The following is a 16,764-nucleotide window of genomic DNA, read 5'->3' on the forward strand; positions in this document are numbered from 1 at the left end:
CGTCCGGGGTAGACAGGCATCAAATCTGACCCTATGAATTCGGATCAAGAGTTGTCAGACATCCTGACAATATGGCAGGCGACAGGGTCGTTCATGCCGGAGGACAAGGAGGAGGTCCATCTTGCAGCGCCGTCAAAGTCTCGAATCCGTCTATATTCTGCCGGAAGATTCCTCCCAGGCTGTGCTGGTGGGCAGGGTGTGGTCGAAGGCAGCCGGAGGTCCATGCCCGGTATTCGTGCGCAACGGCACCCTCTACGACCTGACGGGCATCTCCCCCACAGTTTCCGGCCTGTTCGAGCTGGAGGATCTCGCCGAGCGCTTGGTGGCTGAGGAGAGCCTGCCGGCTCTTGGCACGCTCGACCAGTTCCTGTCCGGCGAGGCCGGTCATCTGCTCGCTCCCATCGACCTGCAAGCGGTCAAGGCTGCCGGTGTGACATTCGCCGACAGCATGCTGGAGCGGGTGATCGAGGAACAGGCGAAGGGCGATGCCGGCCGTGCCCAGGCCATCCGCGAGAAGCTGGCACCCGTGCTTGGCGACAGCCTGCGTGGGCTCGTCGCCGGCTCCGAGCAGGCAGCGAAGGTTAAAGCGCTGCTGCAGGATATGGGCCTCTGGTCGCAATATCTGGAGGTCGGTATCGGCCCGGATGCGGAGATCTTCACCAAGGCCCAGCCCATGTCGTCGGTGACCTGTGGCGATTCCGTCGGCATTCACCCGATTTCCCAATGGAACAATCCTGAGCCCGAAATCGTTCTTGCCGTTCGTTCCGACGGCAAGATCATCGGCGCGACACTCGGCAACGACGTCAATCTGAGGGATGTTGAGGGGCGGTCGGCGCTGCTCCTGGGGAAGGCGAAGGACAACAATGCATCGTGCTCGATAGGGCCCTTCGTTCGGCTTTTCCATGGCAGCTTCACGATGGACGTGCTGCGCAAGGTTCGCGTTTCGCTGCTCGTACGAGGCGAGGACGGCTTTGAAATGACGGGGGAAAGTCCGATGGAAGCGATCAGCCGTGCGCCGGAAAACCTTGTTGCGCAGTTGCGCAACCGCAATCACCAATATCCCGATGGTGCGGTTCTGTTCCTCGGCACCATGTTCGCGCCGGTCAAGGATCGCCGTGGTGCTGGCCTTGGCTTCACGCATGAGGTTGGCGATCGCGTCGAGATCGCGACACCGACGCTTGGTCGCCTGGTGAACTGGGTCGATCGCACGGATGCCTGCCCGGAATGGACCTTCGGAACGCATGCTCTTTTCCGTAACCTGGCCCAGCGCGGCCTGCTCGACAAAGCGTGAGGGCGTATGACCAGAGTTGTCGATCTCTTCTACAAGCTGCTTGAACTGCTTTTGATCCTGCTTTTGTCGGGCATGGCGATCATGGTGTTCGTCAACGTCATCTTGCGCTATGGCTTCAACTCCGGCCTCACGGTCTCGGATGAAATGGCCCGCTACTTCTTCGTTTGGTTGACCTTCATTGGCGCGGTCGTCGGGTTTCGCGAATATGGCCATATGGGCGTTGAAAGCCTGGTGGCCCTGTTCGGTCGGCGCGGCCGGGTCCTCTGCATGATCCTCTCCAATCTCCTGATCCTCGGCGTTTCCGCCATCTTCTTCTGGGGAACCTGGAAGCAGTTGCCGATCAATGCCAGCATGAGCGCACCAGTGACCGGGCTCTCCATGGGCTGGGTCTACGGCATCGGCTTCTTCACGGGTGCCGGCTGCAGCCTGATTGCGCTCGAACGCCTCTTCCGTCTCGTCACAGGGCGTGTCACCGAAAGTGAAATCGCAGCCTTTGCGGGCGAACACCACGGCATCGAGAAGCTGGTGGAGCGCGCCTGATGACCCTTGTCGTCTTTATCACTTCGCTGCTCGGCGCCATGGCCATTGGCGTTCCTGTCGCTTTCGCTCTGATGTTCTGCGGCGTCACGCTCATGTGGTACATGGGCATGTTCAACAGCCAGATCATCGCGCAGAACATGATCGCGGGCGCCGACACGTTTACGCTGCTCGCCATCCCGTTCTTTGTGCTGGCCGGAGAGCTGATGAATTCCGGCGGCCTGTCGCGGCGCATCATCGAGTTTGCGATTGCCTGCGTGGGGCATATTCGCGGCGGCCTCGGCATCGTCGCCATTATGGCTGCCGTGATCATGGCCAGCATCTCCGGCTCGGCTGCTGCCGATACGGCCGCTCTGGCCGCGATCCTCATTCCGATGATGGCCAAGGCGGGATACAATGTGCCGCGTTCCGCCGGCCTTATTGCGTCCGGGGGTATCATCGCACCCGTCATCCCGCCATCAATGGCGTTCATCGTCTTCGGTGTGGCCGCCAATGTGTCGATCACACAGCTCTTCATGGCTGGGATCGTGCCCGGTATGTTGATGGGCATCGCGCTCGTCATTGCCTGGCAGATCGTGGTTCGCAAGGACAACGTGAAGCCCTTGCCGAAAGCGCCAGCGAAAGAGCGTTTGCGAGCCACAGGGCGTGCCGCTTGGGCCCTCGGCATGCCAGTGATCATCCTCGGAGGGATCAAGGCCGGGGTGGTCACGCCTACGGAAGCGGCTGTCATTGCGGCTGCCTATGCCATGTTCGTGGGCATGGTGATCTATCGCGAGTTGAAGCCAAAGGATCTGCCGCGTGTTATCCTGCAGGCGGCCAAGACAACCTCGATCATCATGTTCCTAGTTTGCGCGGCTCTGGTCTCCGCCTGGCTGATTACCGCAGCCAACATTCCTGGCGAGATCACGCGCTACATCGAGCCTTTGATCGATCGGCCGATGCTGCTGATGTTCGTCATCATGGCGCTGGTCCTGGTGGTCGGTACCGCACTGGACCTGACACCGACCATCCTGATCCTGACGCCTGTGCTGATGCCGATCATCAAGCAGGCGGGCATCGATCCGGTCTATTTCGGTGTCATGTTCATCATGAACTGCTGCATTGGTTTGATCACACCGCCTGTGGGCGTGGTGCTCAACGTGGTCAGCGGGGTCGGGCGCGTCCCGCTTGGCAAAGTCGTGACGGGCATTGTTCCGTTCCTGCTGGCGCAGGTGCTGGTTCTCGTCCTGCTCGTCATATTTCCCGAGATCGTCATCGTGCCGGCACAATGGCTACGGTGAGGAAAGAAGTTCAACCAGCTCATTAAAATCCAAGGGAGGATACACCATGAGGAAGACACTACTCGCAACAACAGCACTGGCACTCGCCGTTTCCGGAGCCGTTCCGGCTTTTGCGGAATTCAACGACCGCACGATCCGCGTATCGAACGGCATCAATGCTGATCACCCGGTTGGTAACGGCATCGAAGCCATGCAGTCATGCCTGGACGAGAAGTCCGGTGGCAAGCTGAAGCTGCAGGCATTCTGGGGCGGTGCCCTCGGTGGCGACCTTCAGGCGACGCAGGCTCTACGTTCCGGCGTGCAGGAAGCTGTTGTTACATCGTCCTCGCCGCTCGTCGGCATCGAGCCGGCGCTCGGCGTTTTCGACTTGCCGTTCCTGTTCGGCTCCGCTGATGAGGCCTATCAGGTGCTCGACGGCGAATTCGGCGAGATGATGAACCAGAAGCTCGAAGCCGTTGGCCTGGTGAATCTCGGCTACTGGGAGAACGGTTTCCGCAACCTGTCCAACTCGGTGCGTCCGGTGACGAAGTGGGAAGATTTCGAAGGGATGAAGGTTCGCGTCATGCAGAACAACATCTTCCTCGATACCTTCCAGAACCTCGGCGCAAACGCGACGCCGATGGCATTTGGCGAAGTCTTCTCGGCGCTCGAAACCAAGACCATCGACGCTCAGGAAAACCCCTATGTGACGATCGATACTTCAAAGTTCTTTGAGGTGCAGAAATACGTCACCGAGACGAACCACGCCTATACGCCGTTCCTCTTCCTGTTCTCCAAGGCGATCTTCGACACCTATACGCCGGAGGAGCAGGCAGCATTGCGTGAATGCGCAACGGTTGGTCGCGACGTCGAGCGTTCGGTTATCGCCGATCTCAACAAGCAGTCGCTGGAGAAGATCAAAGCAGCTGGTCTTGAGGTGAACACGCTTTCGCCGGAAGAGCAGCAGCGCATCCGCGAAAAGTCCATGGTTGTCTATGAAAAGCACAAGGACACGATCGGCGCTGAAGTGGTGGACGACATTCTCGCCAAGCTCGCCGAAGTCCGTAAGTGACCTCCCTGGTCGTGGCGCCCTTGGGCGCCGCACCAGAAGAAGCCCGCAGCGGGAGACCGCTGCGGGCTTTTTAGTTGATCATTCGGGGACGGAGGGCAGGACCTTGTCCCGCTTCTTCAACTGTTGCTCGCGGAAGAAGATGAACAGGCCCGATCCGACGATGAGGGTCGCGCCGACGATCATGGTCAGTCGAGGCACTTCGCCGAAGAAGAAATAGCCGAAGACCACCGCCCATAGCAGCAAGGTGTACTGGAGCGGCGCGACGGTCGCTGCGTCCGAGATCTTCAAGGCGCGGTTGACCAGCATGTGCGCGCTCATGGCGACAATGCCGAGAAGTCCGAGCAGCAGGATTTCATTCGCCGACGTGATCGGTGTCCAGCCGAAGGGTGCAGCAACGAGGCCAACCACTGCGGCTCCACCCGTCTGGAACAGTACAAGCGTCTTGTCCGGCGTGCCGCGCAGGCTGCGGCCGGAGAGCATCATGAAGGCGAAGGCGGCGGTGCCGATGATCGAGATCAGAGCGGGCGCGGTGAACATGGCGCTCGATGGCTCGAGCGTGATCACGACCCCGATGAAGCCGATTGCAATCGCGGTCCAGCGCCGCCAGCCGACCTTTTCTCCAAGCAGGAAGGGCGCTGCCGCCGCCACATAGATCGGGGCTGCGAGCCAGTAGGTCATGACATCGGCCAGCGGCAGATACATGACCGCATAGTAGAAACAGAAGAGTTCCAGTGTCGAGAAAACGACGCGCATGAACTGCAGCCAGGGTCGCTCCGCCTCGAGGACCGGCTTCCGGCCGGCCATCCAGAGAAAGGGGGCAAGGATCAGAAGTGCGGCAATGCTGCGGATCAGGATGACCTGACCCAGGCCGTAACTTGCCACCAGCCATTTGCCCATGGCATCGTTCATTGCAAAGAGCAGCATGCCGAGCAGCATGACCGCGGGGCCTGCCATCCCGGCGAGTCCCAGTCCCCTTCGAGAAGCCTCATCTGTCGTGTGCGTTGTCATGGCTCCTCCTTACAAGCGTACGACTGTCGTCTGTCATGTTGTCTGACAATTCAACAGTTGTATTGGCTGATGGGCCGTCAGTTGACAAGGCCACAGGCGTGACGTTTCGCCCGAGACTTGCTGCTAACCTGCCTCGGGAGAGATCGGTTAACGACCCGGCTCAACACAGGGAGGAATTTTTCGAAACCGGCCATCTTTAGAATACCAATCTAGTCGTGATTGTTGACGCGGCGTGGATTATGACGAAAATGTGTCAATATCAGCCGGAGCCAATGAGTGGCTCCGTTCGTGGGAGACTGCCATGTCACATGCGATCTCGAAGTTGTTCGGTGAACCCAAATCCTGGCGCTCCGTCGAGGCTTGCCGGCAGCGGGTCGCGATGGCCGTCGCGACTGTTTCGATCGGCTTCATAGCGGTGCTGATCGTCACGCTTTAGTCTTCTGAACACCCGGATCAGCGTGTAACCGTTGATTGTCCGCACCGGACGATCTGCGTCACGGCCTAGTTTTTACCGGCCCTGGATTGCCACTCCCGGGCATAATCGTCCAGTCCGTCTAGCGTGTCGACGATGCTCCGCATTTTGACGTCGAGCGTGATCCCGGTCAGCAAGGCCGCGCCGATCGCCGTCCCGGTGGATGCTTCCGATGCGTGCACCGGGCGCTTCGTCAGCGTGTGGAGCGCCCGGAGATAGAGTTGATTGGCGGCAAATGGACCCTCGACGATAATCGGCCCCTCTGCCTCGATGAGGTCGAGGCAGGTCTGCGTCATCAGGGCTTCGTAAAGGCTGGCCGCGGCCAGTCGTTCGGCCGTGGTCTGCGGCTCGTTGAGCCAACGGACATGCGAATCCGGGAATGGGCCGGTACCCTTGACCACGCTCGGCAGGATCATCGAACCTGCGTCGATCACCGTTGCCGCTGCAGTTAGTTCCTCCTCCATGGGGACGACCGCCATGTCGCGGGTGAGAAGGTCCCATTCGCGGCCACCCATGAAGCGGGACGAGGGAACGGCGTGACCATTGGCGTCGACATTGACCAGCGTATCGCGCGAAGGATCCAGTCCGTGCGGCTTGGCGCCGACGCCGAAGCAGATCACCCAAGTTCCCGTCGAGACGACAGTGCAAGGGCTGCCGAAGCCGACGAGATGCGGCAATAGGGACGCGTTGGAATCGTGGAGGCCGCAATAGACGGGCACCGGGACGTTTAGGCCGATGGCGTCGGCCACTTCGGGTCTGATAGGCCCGAGCGCATCGAAAGCGGAGCGCAGGGGTGCCATCCGCTCGCGGATATCAAGTGTGTCGACCATATCCGAATACCGACCCTCAAATGGATGCCAGAGATCGGTGTGGCAACCAAGCGAGGTCCGCTCGTTGGCGGGAACACCCGTCAGGCGATATGCCCAGTACTGCGGATAGGTGAGGATCGTTGCGACCTTGTCGAACCGGTCCGGGAACGTTGTCTTCTGATAGTGCAACTGCGCCCCGACGTTCAGGCCCCCGGTGAGGGCTGGCGAGAAGGTTTCCGAAAAATCCGGCCGCAGCTTGCCATAGGCTTCGATTGTCTCGTGTGGGTAGAGATGTTCGTAGTCCAGCACCGGCAGGGCAAGGCCGCCCTCGTTGTTCAGCAGGGCTGCCGATGCGCCATGCGTGGTGATCGACAAGGCGTCGAAGCCAGGTCCGGCGGCGAAATCCCTCAGAGACCCCAGCAGGAACGCCCAGAGCGACTCGACATCGAAATGCGGGTAGGGCGGGCTGGAGATGACCCGGTTTGCCGTTTTCCGCACGGCCAGTTCGGTGCCAGTCCTTCCATCGACGAGGACCACCTTTGCATTGGTCTTGCCGATGTCGATGACGGCGATGCGTTCGAAGGATTGGTTCATGGCATATGGAAGACGGGTTTCAGGTCGACCGCCCAGGGCGAATTGTCTGCGTTCGTTGCCATGATATCGGCCATATGGGCCCACCATCGCTTCATCACCGGATGCGAGGGAAGCGCCGCCATGCCGTGGGTCTTCGTCCGGGTGAGCACGCCGATCAAAAGGTTCGTCTCCTGATCGAGATGGATCGTGTAGTCGCTGACACCAGCTTCGTGCAGCAGGTCGACAAGATCAGGCCAGATCTCGTCATGGCGCTTTTTGTATTCGGCCTCCATGCCGGGATTGAGCTTCATCTTGAAGACGTGGCGTTCGGTCTCGCTCATTGCGCGTTCCTCGCATGCTTGATCCGGCGGGCGACGATCGGCAGGGCGATGGTGATGATCAAGAGTAGGCCGATGAAGATCGACATGACGATGCCCGGCACGTTGAGAAGGCCAAGGCCGAAGGTGACGAGGCCCATGACGAAGGCAGCGATGACGACGCCGACGATGGTGCCGGAACCGCCGAGGATGGAGACGCCGCCGAGCACGACCATGGTGACAACTTCAAGCTCCCAGCCTTGAGCGATTGAGGGGCGGGTCGAGCCGAGGCGCGAGGTGAGGCAGACGGCGGCGATACCGCTCATCAGGCCGGTCAGCAGGAAGAGGGTGAACTTCACGCGCTCGACCGGAATGCCGGAGAAGCGCGCTGCCAGCGGGTTCATGCCGATGACATAGACATGGCGGCCGAAATTCGTCCGGTGAAGCAGAATGGCGAAGAGCAGTGCCATCACCAGGAAGAGCACGAATTCGAAGGAGATGACCCAGAAGACATAGCCCTGGCCGAAGAAAGCAAAGTCCGCAGGATATTTGCCGAAGGCCTGGTCACCCAGGACCAGATAGGAAATGCCGCGGAAAAGGCTCATCGTGCCGATCGTCACGACGATCGAGGGGAGCTTCAGGCCGGCAACCAGCAGGCCGTTGAAGGCGCCGCAGGCAAGGGCGGTGGTGATCCCGATCGCGACCAGACCAGGTGCGCCGACGCCGAGCTGTGCTGCATAGCCCATGGCGGTCGATGCGAGCGCAATGATCGCGGCAACCGAGAGGTCGATCTCTCCGGCGATGATCAAAAGCGCCATGGCAAAGGCAATCAGCGCCTTTTCGGTGAAGTTGAAAGTGGCGTCCGACAGGTTCCAGGCATTCAGGAAATAGGGCGAGGCGAACGAATTGGCGATGAAGATCAGCACCGCCACGCAGAAGAGCAGGACTTCCCAGCTGCCGAGCAGTCGGCGCAACGGTGTTTCGAGACGGTCGGGGATGACGCGCTTGGTTTGTTCGGTTGCGGTGCTCATGCGGTCACCTCCTTTCCGGCGGCTCGATCGCGCAGGATGATGCGGCCCTTCTTGGCTTCGGCGCGGGCGTTGAAGACGACGGCGAGCACGATGACGATGCCCGAGATCGCCATCTGGGCAAAGGGCGAGATGCCGATAACGGGCAGGGCGTTCTTGATGACCCCGAGGAAGAGGGCGCCGAGAACCGTGCCAATGACGGTGCCGATGCCACCTGCAATTGAGATGCCGCCGATGACGCAGGCAGCGACGCTATCGAGTTCGAAGCCGGCGGCAATATCGACATAGGCGACCGCATAACGCGAGACCCAGAGATACCCCGAAAGACCGGCCAGCGCGCCCGACAGCACGAAGGCGAGGAAGCGTGCGCGACCGACGTCGATGCCGGCATAGATGGCGGCGACGGGATTGCCGCCGGCGGCATAGGTCGAGCGGCCGAATGGGGTGCGGGCGAGGATGAAGCCTATCAGCAGGATGACTGCGATCGCCACCCAGGAGAGGATCGGCAAGCCCAGCAACGGCAGACGCGGCACGCCGAGAAAATCCGGCTGCATCTGGTGGGCGTTGACCCAGGCGCCGCCGGAGAGCACGAAGCTCATGCCGCGATAGATGGTGAGCGTGCCGAGTGTCACGACGATCGGCGGAATCTGCAGGGCCCAGACGAGGAAGCCGTTGATGGCGCCGAGTGCGGCACCAATGCCGATTGCGATGAGCACGAGGAGCGCCAGCGGCAGGCCCGGATAGGTGCTGTCGAGCATGGCGACTGCCATGCCGGTAAAGGCGAGATTGGCGGCGACCGAGAGGTCGATCGACTTGGTCAGGATCACGACCATCTGGCCAAGTGCCAGGATGATCAGGATCGAGGTATCGTTGAAGATGTTCGCAAGGTTAGCAGGCGACGCGAAATTGGGTGCGCGCGTGGTGAAGCTAAGGATCATGCCGATGATGATCAGGGCCAGCAGCATTTCACGGTTTTTAAGCAGTTTCTGCATGGTCATTCCTCACGCATTGCCAGTTGCGGCGCGCACGAGCGTCTCGGCCGTCAGGCCTTCGCGTTCGAAGATGCCGGCCTGCAGGCCCTCGCGCATGACCATGACGCGGTCCGACATGCCGAGGATTTCGGGCAGTTCCGACGAGATCATGATGATCGAAAGGCCTTCGCTGGCGAGTTCCGAGATGAAGCCGTGGACGGCGGCCTTGGAGCCGATGTCGATGCCCTTGGTTGGTTCGTCGAGAATGATGACCTTTGGCGAGGTGGCGAGCCACTTGCCGATCACCACCTTCTGCTGATTGCCGCCCGAGAGCGTGCCGACCGGCACCGAGAGGGCCGCCGCGCGCAGATCGAGCCGTTCGGCAAAGCGACGGGCGAGCTTCAGCTCGTTGGCCGCCTTCAGGAAGCCCGAGACCGATGTTCGGATCAGCGAGGGCAGAGACATGTTCTGGTAGATGGGCAGTTCGAGCGCCAGACCATGGCGGCCGCGTTCCTCGGGCACATACACGATGCCGGCGGTGATCGCATCAGAGGTGTTGCGAACGGTGATTTCGCGGCCTTCGAGCTCGATCGTGCCGGATTTCGGTCGGGTGATGCCGAAGATCGATTGGCAGAGTTCGGAGCGACCGGCACCGATGAGACCGTAGACGCCGAGGATCTCGCCCTTGCGCAGGGTAAAGTTGATGTCGCGGAATTCGGTCTCGTGGCTGTAGCCGCGGATACTCAGAACAGGTGCACCGATGACAGCCTCGGTCTTCGGGAAGACGTCGTGGACGTCGCGGCCGACCATCTGCCGCACTATCTCGTCCTGGGGCGTGTCCTTCAACACGCCTGAGCCGACCATGCGGCCATCGCGGAAGACGGCGTAGTTGTCGGCGATTTCATAGAGTTCGTCGAACTTGTGGCTGATGAAGAGGATGGCCTTGCCTTGGCGCTTCAGACCCTCGACGATGCGGAAGAGATCGTCGATCTCTTTGCGTGACAAGGCGGCCGTCGGTTCGTCCATGATGACGATGCGGGCATCGACCGAGAGCGCGCGGGCAATCGCGACCAGATGGCGCTGGGCGATTGAGAAGTCCTTGAGCTTGGTGGTCGGGTCGATGTCGCTTTCCAGCGCCTTCATCAGCTGCCGGGACCGCTCGTTTATGGTGCGCCAGTCGATCAGCCCGAAACGCGTGCGCGGCGCGTGGCCGAGGAAGATGTTCTCGCCGACGGTGAGCTCATCGAACAGCACCGTCTCCTGATGGATGGCGGTGACGCCGGCGTCGATGGCTTCCTGAGCGTTGGCAAAGGTGGTCGGCTTGCCGTCGATCAGGATCTCGCCTTCGTTCGGGCGATAGATGCCGGTCAGGATCTTGACGAGCGTCGACTTGCCGGCGCCGTTCTCGCCGATCAGCGCGGTCACCTTGCCCGGGTAGAGGGCGATGTCGACCTTGTCGAGCGCCTTGACGCCCGGAAAGATCTGGGAAATGCCCCGCATTTCGAGAATGGGCTCGCCAGCCGGGATCGCGCCCGCCGCGAGCTTGGCAGATTGAACGGTTATCATGTGCTTACCGAATGAGTGAAATCCCGGCGGCTTGAGCCGCCGGGTCTGGTCCGCCGAGATCAGAAGATCTTGGAGAATTCCTCGATGTTCGAGGCGTCGTAGACGAAGGGATCTGCCATGGCCGCTTCGCCGCCGTCTCCGACACTGATCTTGCCCATGCGGCCGGCTTCGATTTCGGAACCCGGAGCGGCATCGGTTTCACCCTTGGCGAGGCGATAGGCAATCTGGGTTGCGGAGTAGCCGAGGTCGATCGGGTTCCAGATGGCGAATTCCTTGGTGGCACCCGACTGGATGGCGCCCGCCATTTCCGAGGGAAGGCCGAGGCCGGTGACATAAACGTCGCCAATCTTGCCGGCATCCTTGACGGCCTGCGAAGCAGCCAGAACACCAACGGTGGTCGGGGCGACGATGACCTTGACGTTGGTCTGCGAGGTCAGAAGGCCGTTTGCTTCGCGGTAGCTCTTGTCGGCCAGGTCGTCACCATAAACTGTCGTCACGAGGTTCAGGCCGGGGAAGTCCTTCAGCTGTGCCTTCATTTCCTCGATCCAGATGTTCTGGTTGGTCGAGGTGGTGGTGGCGGACAGGATCGCAAAGTCACCCTTGCCATCCGGCAGGTGGTTGGCGGCGAGCTGCAGGCACATCTTGCCGATCAGCGCATTGGACGACGGGTTGAGATGCATGATGCGGCCTTCAGGCGCGACACCGCTATCCCAGGAGATAACCTTGATGCCGCGGTCCATGGCCTTCTTGAGGGCTGGGACAACCGCGTCCGGGTCGTTGGCCGAGATCGCGATGGCATCGACGCCCTGGGCGATCAGCGAGTTGATGACTTCGATCTGGCCTTCGGCCGTGGTCGAGGTCGGGCCGGTATAGATGACTTCGACGCCGCCGAGTTCCGCGGCGGCTTCCTGTGCGCCCTTGTTGGCGGCTTCGAAGAAGCCGATGCCAAGTGACTTCACCACAAGCGCGATCTTCATGTCAGCGGCCTGTGCCGCCGAGCCCATGGTGGCGAGTGCAATGGCGGCACTGGCCAGCAGAATCTTTGTCAGTTTCATGTTTTCCTCCCAGGTTGATGAACTGCTTTTCCCTCCCTCCCGGCCGTCTCCTCTTAAGCGACCGACGAGGTATCCTCCCTTGCCGCTGAAGCCATCGGCTTCACGGTTATGAGCTTCACGCCGGCGTCGGTGACCATGGCGGCCGCCTCGTCGGAAATTGCGTCGTCGGTGATGATCGTCGAGACCTTGTCGAGCGCGCACAGGATCAGGCTCGACCGCTTGGCGAATTTGCTAGAGTCGACCATGACGATCAGTTCTTCGGCCTGGCGCACTAGCTTCTGTTCGCTCTGGATGACCAGTGCATCCGATTCCATCACGCCGTGGGCGTTGATGCCCTGCGCGCCAATGAATATGCGGCGGGCATAGAAATTGCGGATCGCATCATTCTCGAAGGGTGACAGGATCAGGCTCTGGTCACGATAGATCGCGCCGCCCGGAACCGAGACCGTGCATTTCGAGTGTTTCACGAGGTGTTCGGCGATTGCGAAGGAATTGGTCATGACCTGCAGGCGGCGGGCCGACATGAAATGCACCATCTGAAAGGTGGTCGTGCCGCCGTTGATGATGATCGAATCGCCTTCCTCGCAGAGATCGACCGCTGAGCGCGCAATTGCGCGTTTCTTGTCGATGTTGACCGATTCAGATACGCGGAAGGGGCGTGCTGCGAGGTTTCCAAGCTGCGGCGGGTGCACGGCTTCGGCGCCACCGCGGACGCGTCTCAGCTTTCCCTGCACATGGAGAGACGCGATATCGCGGCGGATCGTGGCTTCTGAAGCCTCGGTCAGCTCGGCAATGTCCTGCACCGTGATCACAGGCTTTTCCTGGATCGCGCTCAGAATAATGCGATGGCGTTCGCGTTCGTGCATGGGGTCCTCCTGACCGTGATTTATTCGCAATGTTTTTACGCTGTCAATCAGAAACGATCAAAAATAATAATACTGCAGCGCAACATGAAAAGAAATGATCGAAATTGATTGACAATCGGGCGAGGGCTGCGCGATATCTGCGATCAAGAAGGAGATGAGCCGTCGCTGACTGCTCATGAAAATCAATGCAGGGAGGATGTCATGACGGGCCAAACCCGCCTTCTCGAAAACCGTTGGGATGATGCTTATGCCGCCACGCTCGATGAGCCCGGCAAGCTTCTCTATCGATCCAACCTGCTGGGTGCTGACAAGCGCATCACCAATTACGGCGGCGGCAATACCTCTGCCAAGGTGATGGAAATCGATCCGCTGACGGGGCAGACGGTCAAGGTTCTCTGGGTCAAGGGCTCCGGCGGTGACGTCGGAACGATCAAGCTCGACGGTTTCGCGACGCTTTACCAGGACAAGCTGGAAGCGCTGAAGGGGATCTATCAGGGTGTGCATGACGAAGACCGCATGGTCGGCTTCCTGCCGCATTGCACCTTCAACCTCAATCCGCGTGCGGCCTCCATCGATACGCCGCTGCATGGTTTCGTGTCCTTCACCCATGTCGATCACATGCATCCGGACGCGATCATCGCGATTGCGGCCTCGAAGAATTCGAAGGAATTGACGCAGAAGATCTTCGGCTCGGAGATCGGCTGGTTGCCCTGGCGGCGTCCCGGTTTCCAGCTCGGCCTTGATCTTGAAGCCTTCGTGAACGCCAATCCGACTGCAAAGGGCGTCGTGCTCGAAAGCCATGGCCTGTTCACCTGGGCAAACGATGCCAAGGACTGCTACCTGCTGACGCTCGAGATCATCAACAAGGCGATCGCGTGGTTTGCCAAGGAGACGGAAGGCAAGACGATCTTCGGCGGCGCGGTATCGAAGAGCCTGCCGGCCGAAGAGCGACGCGCCATTGCCGCGCGCCTGATGCCCGAGATCCGCGGCCGCATCGGCAAGGGCGAGCGCAAGCTCGGCCATTTCGATGACCAGGATGCCGTGCTCGAATTCGTCAATTCGAAGAACCTGCAGCCGCTCGGTAGCCTCGGCACCTCCTGCCCCGACCATTTCCTGCGCACCAAGATCCGGCCGCTGATCGTCGATTTCGATCCTACCAGGCCCGATGTGGAGGCGGTTCTCGCAGGCCTCGACCAAGCGCTCGAAGCCTATCGCGCCGACTACACCCGCTATTACGAGACCTGCAAACACGGCAATTCGCCTGCGATCCGCGATCCTAACCCGGTGATCTTCCTGGTCCCGGGCGTCGGCATGCTGTCCTTTGCCAAGGACAAGGCGACGGCCCGCATTGCCGGTGAGTTCTACGTCAATGCGATCAACGTCATGCGCGGCGCATCGACGGTCTCCGAATATCAGGGGCTGCCGGAGCAGGAAGCCTTCGACATTGAATACTGGCTGCTCGAAGAGGCAAAGCTGCAGCGTATGCCGAAGCCGAAGAGCCTGGCCGGTCGCGTTGCCTTCGTCACCGGTGGTGCTGGCGGCATTGGCAGGGCAACGGCCGACCGGTTGATGGCGGAAGGTGCCTGCGTGGTGCTGGCCGATATCGACGCGGCGGCACTTGAGCAGACAAGCGCCGACTTCTCGAACAGACATGGGGTGGATGTGGTCCGCTCGGTTCAGCTCGACGTGACGCGCGAGGATGCGGTTATCCGCGCCTTTGCCGAAGCCTGCGTGGAATTTGGTGGCGTCGACATTCTCGTTTCGAATGCGGGGATTGCCTCGTCTGCACCGGTCGAAGATACGACGCTTGCGATGTGGGACAAGAATATCAGCATCCTGGCCACCGGCTATTTCCTCGTCTCGCGCGAGGCCTTTCGGCTGTTCCGGCGTCAGAAGCTCGGCGGCAACGTGGTCTTCGTTGCCTCGAAGAATGGTCTTGCCTCATCGCCAAACGCTTCCGCCTATTGCACGGCAAAGGCGGCCGAGATCCATCTCGCCCGTTGCCTGGCACTTGAAGGCGCAGATGCGGGCATCCGGGTGAACACGGTCAATCCGGATGCTGTTCTGCGCGGTTCGAAGATCTGGAATGGCGAATGGCGCGAGCAGCGGGCGGCCTCCTCGAAGATCGAAGTCACCGATCTCGAGGAGCACTACCGCAACCGCTCTATGCTGAAGCTGAATGTCTTCCCGGAAGACATCGCGGAGGCGATCTACTTCCTCGCCTCCGATCTCTCGGCGAAATCCACCGGCAACATCATCAATGTCGATGCCGGCAACGCGCAGAGCTTTCCGCGCTGATCTCCCGAGCCCTCGCGGCGCTTGCGTCGCGAGGGGATCCTACTTGCGGATGATGACCCAGATGGCATGGATGATGCCTGGGATATAGCCGAAGAGCGTCAGCAGGATGTTCAGCCAGAAATGCAGGCCAATGCCGACCTGGAGGAAGACGCCGAGGGGCGGCAGGAGGATGGCAAGCAGAATGCGAACAACGTCCATGTTGGCTCCGATTTTCGTGTGTGACTGCAGATAAACGCGCTTCGGTGACAATCGTTCGCGCGAGGTGGAGGAAAGAATGAGCGAAATCCGAATAGCCGCTGACATCGTTGCCGCTGATAACCAGAAGCGGGAAGGCGCCCATCGCAGCGACTTTCAGGCGCTCGGCGAGAAGCTCGCACGGAGCTCGATCGATATCGAGAAAGTCACGGCGAAAGTCGCGGACTTCTTCGTCGCCGTTCCCTCTTGGGGTGTCGGGACCGGGGGCACACGTTTCGCCCGCTTTCCGGGGCAGGGCGAGCCGCGTCATATCTTCGACAAGCTCGACGATTGCGGCGTCATCCAGCAGCTGACGCGAGCGACGCCGACGGTCTCGCTGCATATCCCCTGGGACAAGGCTGACCCGACAGAGCTGAAGGCCAAGGCGGATGCGCTCGGGCTCGGCTTCGATGCGATGAATTCCAACACATTCTCGGATGGCGCCGATCAGGCGCATTCCTACAAGTTCGGTTCGCTCAGCCATGTGGACGCAGCGACGCGGCGTCAGGCGGTCGAACATAATCTCGAATGCATCGAGATCGGTCGGGCACTCGGTTCCAAGGCGTTGACAGTCTGGATCGGTGATGGATCCAACTTCCCCGGGCAGAGCAACTTCACCCGCCAGTTCGAGCGCTATCTCGACGCGATGCGGGACATCTATAAGGCGCTGCCGGACGACTGGCGGCTGTTCTCCGAACACAAGATGTACGAGCCGGCCTTCTATTCGACCGTTGTCCAGGACTGGGGCACGAACTACCTGATCGCGCAGACGCTCGGCGAAAAAGCCTATTGCCTTGTCGACCTCGGGCATCATGCTCCGAACACGAATATCGAAATGATCGTCGCGCGGCTCATCCAGTTCGGCAAGCTCGGCGGCTTCCACTTCAACGACAGCAAATATGGCGACGACGACCTCGACGCTGGATCAGTCGAACCCTATCGCCTCTTCCTCGTGTTCAACGAGCTGGTGGATGCCGAGCATCGTGGCGTGAAAGATTTCCATCCCGCCCATATGATCGATCAGAGTCACAATGTGACGGATCCGATCGAGAGCCTGATTTCCAGCGCCAACGAGATCCGTCGTGCCTATGCGCAGGCGCTACTCGTCAATCGGGCGCAACTGGAGGGCTACCAGAACGACAATGATGCGCTGATGGCTTCCGAGACTTTGAAGCGGGCCTATCGGACAGATGTCGAACCGATCCTCGCAGAGGCCCGTCTGCGGGCGGGCGGTGCCATCGATCCGGTGGCAGCCTATCGCGCCAGCGGTTACCGCGCTCGCGTTGCGGCGGAACGTCCTGCGGTCAAGGGCGGTTCCAGCGGGATTGTCTGAGCCAGGCTTGCTCTCATCTCGCAAAAACGCCCGGGTCGAAACCCGGGCGTTTTCTTTTCAAAGCGTTCTCCCGAA

The 16,764-nt window shown here is 60.5% G+C and carries 16 protein-coding genes; 7 read left to right on the forward strand and 9 right to left on the reverse strand.

What is annotated here, in order from left to right:
- Window positions 1–121 precede the first annotated feature (121 nt).
- The 4 genes from ACQKP1_RS21780 to ACQKP1_RS21795 are packed head-to-tail and all read left to right on the forward strand — an operon-like array spanning window position 122 to window position 4,159.
- Window positions 122–1,291, forward strand: coding sequence for a fumarylacetoacetate hydrolase family protein (locus tag ACQKP1_RS21780; RefSeq protein ID WP_427276989.1), 1,170 nt, complete (start codon window positions 122–124; stop codon window positions 1,289–1,291).
- Window positions 1,292–1,297: 6 nt separating this feature from the next.
- Window positions 1,298–1,831 carry a TRAP transporter small permease gene (locus ACQKP1_RS21785; RefSeq protein WP_203018191.1) on the forward strand — a complete coding sequence of 178 codons (534 nt, stop codon included), beginning with the start codon at window positions 1,298–1,300 and terminating at the stop codon, window positions 1,829–1,831.
- Window positions 1,831–3,108: a TRAP transporter large permease gene (locus ACQKP1_RS21790; RefSeq protein WP_427276990.1), complete on the forward strand. Its 1,278-nt coding sequence runs from the start codon at window positions 1,831–1,833 to the stop codon at window positions 3,106–3,108. The genes ACQKP1_RS21785 and ACQKP1_RS21790 overlap by 1 nt, the downstream gene beginning before the upstream one ends.
- 46 nt (window positions 3,109–3,154) lie before the next feature.
- On the forward strand, window positions 3,155–4,159 hold the full coding sequence (locus tag ACQKP1_RS21795; protein ID WP_427276991.1) for a TRAP transporter substrate-binding protein: 1,005 nt from the start codon (window positions 3,155–3,157) through the stop codon (window positions 4,157–4,159).
- 78 nt (window positions 4,160–4,237) lie between these two features.
- On the opposite strand, the gene ACQKP1_RS21800 is transcribed toward ACQKP1_RS21795, so the two are convergent.
- Window positions 4,238–5,113 (reverse strand): DMT family transporter, encoded by an 876-nt coding sequence (locus tag ACQKP1_RS21800; protein ID WP_427276992.1) that lies wholly within the window; start codon window positions 5,111–5,113, stop codon window positions 4,238–4,240.
- A 355-nt stretch (window positions 5,114–5,468) separates the two neighbouring features.
- Here ACQKP1_RS21800 and ACQKP1_RS21805 point away from each other — a divergent pair, with 355 nt between their 5' ends.
- Window positions 5,469–5,603 carry a hypothetical protein gene (locus ACQKP1_RS21805; protein ID WP_281435261.1) on the forward strand — a complete coding sequence of 45 codons (135 nt, stop codon included), beginning with the start codon at window positions 5,469–5,471 and terminating at the stop codon, window positions 5,601–5,603.
- A gap of 65 nt (window positions 5,604–5,668) precedes the next feature.
- Here ACQKP1_RS21805 and ACQKP1_RS21810 read toward each other — a convergent pair whose 3' ends face one another.
- From ACQKP1_RS21810 to ACQKP1_RS21840, 7 genes are read right to left on the reverse strand one after another with little or no spacing between them, the layout of a single operon-like run.
- Window positions 5,669–7,042 (reverse strand): FGGY-family carbohydrate kinase, encoded by a 1,374-nt coding sequence (locus ACQKP1_RS21810; RefSeq protein ID WP_427276993.1) that lies wholly within the window; start codon window positions 7,040–7,042, stop codon window positions 5,669–5,671.
- Window positions 7,039–7,362 (reverse strand): L-rhamnose mutarotase, encoded by a 324-nt coding sequence (gene rhaM / locus ACQKP1_RS21815; RefSeq protein ID WP_427276994.1) that lies wholly within the window; start codon window positions 7,360–7,362, stop codon window positions 7,039–7,041. Before rhaM ends, ACQKP1_RS21810 begins: the two co-directional genes overlap by 4 nt.
- Window positions 7,359–8,369: an ABC transporter permease gene (locus ACQKP1_RS21820; protein ID WP_427276995.1), complete on the reverse strand. Its 1,011-nt coding sequence runs from the start codon at window positions 8,367–8,369 to the stop codon at window positions 7,359–7,361. The genes rhaM and ACQKP1_RS21820 overlap by 4 nt, the downstream gene beginning before the upstream one ends.
- A complete protein-coding gene (locus ACQKP1_RS21825) occupies window positions 8,366–9,358 on the reverse strand; it encodes an ABC transporter permease (protein WP_427276996.1) in 993 nt (330 codons plus the stop codon). The genes ACQKP1_RS21820 and ACQKP1_RS21825 overlap by 4 nt, the downstream gene beginning before the upstream one ends.
- 9 nt (window positions 9,359–9,367) lie before the next feature.
- A complete protein-coding gene (locus tag ACQKP1_RS21830; protein WP_427276997.1) occupies window positions 9,368–10,903 on the reverse strand; it encodes a sugar ABC transporter ATP-binding protein in 1,536 nt (511 codons plus the stop codon).
- Between the two features lie 59 nt (window positions 10,904–10,962).
- Window positions 10,963–11,958 carry a rhamnose ABC transporter substrate-binding protein gene (rhaS, locus tag ACQKP1_RS21835; RefSeq protein WP_203018183.1) on the reverse strand — a complete coding sequence of 332 codons (996 nt, stop codon included), beginning with the start codon at window positions 11,956–11,958 and terminating at the stop codon, window positions 10,963–10,965.
- A gap of 53 nt (window positions 11,959–12,011) precedes the next feature.
- Complete coding sequence (locus tag ACQKP1_RS21840; RefSeq protein WP_427276998.1) at window positions 12,012–12,824, reverse strand: DeoR/GlpR family DNA-binding transcription regulator; 813 nt, start codon at window positions 12,822–12,824, stop codon at window positions 12,012–12,014.
- 201 nt (window positions 12,825–13,025) lie between these two features.
- Between ACQKP1_RS21840 and ACQKP1_RS21845 the strand changes: the two genes are divergently transcribed.
- Entirely contained in the window at window positions 13,026–15,122 is a 2,097-nt protein-coding gene (locus tag ACQKP1_RS21845; protein WP_427276999.1) for a bifunctional rhamnulose-1-phosphate aldolase/short-chain dehydrogenase, read from the forward strand.
- A 39-nt stretch (window positions 15,123–15,161) separates the two neighbouring features.
- On the opposite strand, the gene ACQKP1_RS21850 is transcribed toward ACQKP1_RS21845, so the two are convergent.
- On the reverse strand, window positions 15,162–15,320 hold the full coding sequence (locus ACQKP1_RS21850) for a YqaE/Pmp3 family membrane protein (protein WP_203018178.1): 159 nt from the start codon (window positions 15,318–15,320) through the stop codon (window positions 15,162–15,164).
- Window positions 15,321–15,396: 76 nt separating this feature from the next.
- On the opposite strand from ACQKP1_RS21850, the gene rhaI reads away from it, so the two are divergent.
- Complete coding sequence (gene rhaI / locus ACQKP1_RS21855) at window positions 15,397–16,689, forward strand: L-rhamnose catabolism isomerase (protein ID WP_427277000.1); 1,293 nt, start codon at window positions 15,397–15,399, stop codon at window positions 16,687–16,689.
- The last annotated feature ends 75 nt before the right edge of the window (window positions 16,690–16,764 follow it).

It is taken from the genome of Allorhizobium sp. NPDC080224 (assembly GCF_050281005.1).
GTDB lineage: Bacteria > Pseudomonadota > Alphaproteobacteria > Rhizobiales > Rhizobiaceae > Allorhizobium.

Coding starts and splice junctions, on each gene's coding strand:
- ACQKP1_RS21820 (WP_427276995.1), bottom strand. CDS start 8,369: ATGAGCACCGCAACCGAACAAACCAAGCGCGTCATCCCCGACCGTCTC.
- ACQKP1_RS21790 (WP_427276990.1), top strand. CDS start 1,831: ATGACCCTTGTCGTCTTTATCACTTCGCTGCTCGGCGCCATGGCCATT.
- rhaM (WP_427276994.1), bottom strand. CDS start 7,362: ATGAGCGAGACCGAACGCCACGTCTTCAAGATGAAGCTCAATCCCGGC.
- ACQKP1_RS21825 (WP_427276996.1), bottom strand. CDS start 9,358: ATGCAGAAACTGCTTAAAAACCGTGAAATGCTGCTGGCCCTGATCATC.
- ACQKP1_RS21800 (WP_427276992.1), bottom strand. CDS start 5,113: ATGGCAGGCCCCGCGGTCATGCTGCTCGGCATGCTGCTCTTTGCAATG.
- ACQKP1_RS21840 (WP_427276998.1), bottom strand. CDS start 12,824: ATGCACGAACGCGAACGCCATCGCATTATTCTGAGCGCGATCCAGGAA.
- rhaI (WP_427277000.1), top strand. CDS start 15,397: ATGAGCGAAATCCGAATAGCCGCTGACATCGTTGCCGCTGATAACCAG.
- ACQKP1_RS21830 (WP_427276997.1), bottom strand. CDS start 10,903: ATGATAACCGTTCAATCTGCCAAGCTCGCGGCGGGCGCGATCCCGGCT.
- ACQKP1_RS21850 (WP_203018178.1), bottom strand. CDS start 15,320: ATGGACGTTGTTCGCATTCTGCTTGCCATCCTCCTGCCGCCCCTCGGC.
- ACQKP1_RS21810 (WP_427276993.1), bottom strand. CDS start 7,042: ATGAACCAATCCTTCGAACGCATCGCCGTCATCGACATCGGCAAGACC.
- rhaS (WP_203018183.1), bottom strand. CDS start 11,958: ATGAAACTGACAAAGATTCTGCTGGCCAGTGCCGCCATTGCACTCGCC.
- ACQKP1_RS21785 (WP_203018191.1), top strand. CDS start 1,298: ATGACCAGAGTTGTCGATCTCTTCTACAAGCTGCTTGAACTGCTTTTG.
- ACQKP1_RS21845 (WP_427276999.1), top strand. CDS start 13,026: ATGACGGGCCAAACCCGCCTTCTCGAAAACCGTTGGGATGATGCTTAT.
- ACQKP1_RS21805 (WP_281435261.1), top strand. CDS start 5,469: ATGTCACATGCGATCTCGAAGTTGTTCGGTGAACCCAAATCCTGGCGC.
- ACQKP1_RS21795 (WP_427276991.1), top strand. CDS start 3,155: ATGAGGAAGACACTACTCGCAACAACAGCACTGGCACTCGCCGTTTCC.